This is a genomic window from Desulfovibrio sp. 1188_IL3213 (assembly GCF_036763145.1).
Classification (GTDB): domain Bacteria; phylum Desulfobacterota; class Desulfovibrionia; order Desulfovibrionales; family Desulfovibrionaceae; genus Desulfovibrio.
Genome location: NZ_JBAIYR010000592.1, coordinates 1 through 1,153 on the forward strand (window position 1 = coordinate 1; position 1,153 = coordinate 1,153).

Annotated in this window: 1 protein-coding gene; it reads right to left on the reverse strand. The window is 62.8% G+C overall.

All coding sequences use genetic code 11. The annotated features are described in order from the left end of the window. The coding region (locus V6C16_RS13855) for a hypothetical protein (RefSeq protein ID WP_333543506.1) at positions 1-1,153 on the reverse strand (1,153 nt) is incomplete at both ends.

Here is a 1,153-nt window from a genome sequence, read left to right on the forward strand (position 1 = left end):
GCATCGGGGGCCGCAGGCCCGGCAAGGTGACTCTGGTCAAGAGCCGCGTTCATGTTGGTCAGGCCCATGTCGTGCAGACCGGTTTCTCCGAAAAGGCCGGTGCCGTCCTGTTCTGTGTCCTGCCCGTCCGTGGCCGCGAACAGGCTGTCGAGGCTTTCATCGCCGTAGGTCAGGGTGACGGGGGGGTACAGTTCGGCAAAGTCGCTGCCGTCGCCCCCCTCATTGCCGAGATAGCCGTTGTGCAGGGCATCATCCCCTTCTTCAAACAGATCCGGCAGGTCTGGCAGGTCTGTGAGCATGTCTGCGGGCGTGCCTGGGGACATGTCGGCAGGGTCGCTCAGGAAGGCGAAAAGCGGCTGCACCTGTCCGTCCGCGTCTTCACTGAAGTGCGCCAGGGCCGTGGCGTCATCAAGAGTATCCGCCCCAAGAGCGTCTGCCCCGGGAACCTCCGCATGCGCGGTATTGTCCGGCTGCGCGCTGAAGATGGTCTCCGGGCTGTCGCCTGTTATGTGGTCTGTCATGAGGGCCGGGCCGTCGTGATCGGCCAGGGGCGAATCCTGCATGCCGTCATGTCCGGCGGCATGCTGCGCGTCCTGCGTATGGTGCTCCGCGCCGGTTTCCGCAGGCATCGCGAAACTGAAGGGGCTGGGGGAGTCCCCCTGGGGGGCACTCTCCGGAGGCTGGAAGGAATAGTCGACGCCTGCACTGTTGAGGGTGTTCAGAAGGTTCTCGAAGCTTGTCTCAGAAGGCAGGTTATTGGGGTCCAGCCCGTAAAATACGACCTCTGAAAGCCCATCAATAAGATTGCCGTTCACTATGTCGGTGAGCCATGCCCCGTAGTGCTCCACAAAGTCTGCTGGGGTATCGGCTTGCAATACCAGGGTGTAGGTTCCGCCGTTGTCGACGGACACATTCAGGCTGCCCTGCTCGACCTTGCCGTTGAGAGTAAGGGTGTTGTCGCCGCCGCCCAGGTCGATTTCGTTGCGGCTGCTGGCATCGCCAAGGATTTTGCCGTTGATGGTCACTCTGTCGTCGCCGGCGCCGGTGGTGATGATGTTTTTACCGCCGTTTGTGGCCTGCATGGCGATGCCCTGACCGTCCTTGCCGGTGGCGGTGAGGGTGACGCTGTCGCCCGTGCCGCCCGCCACGGAAT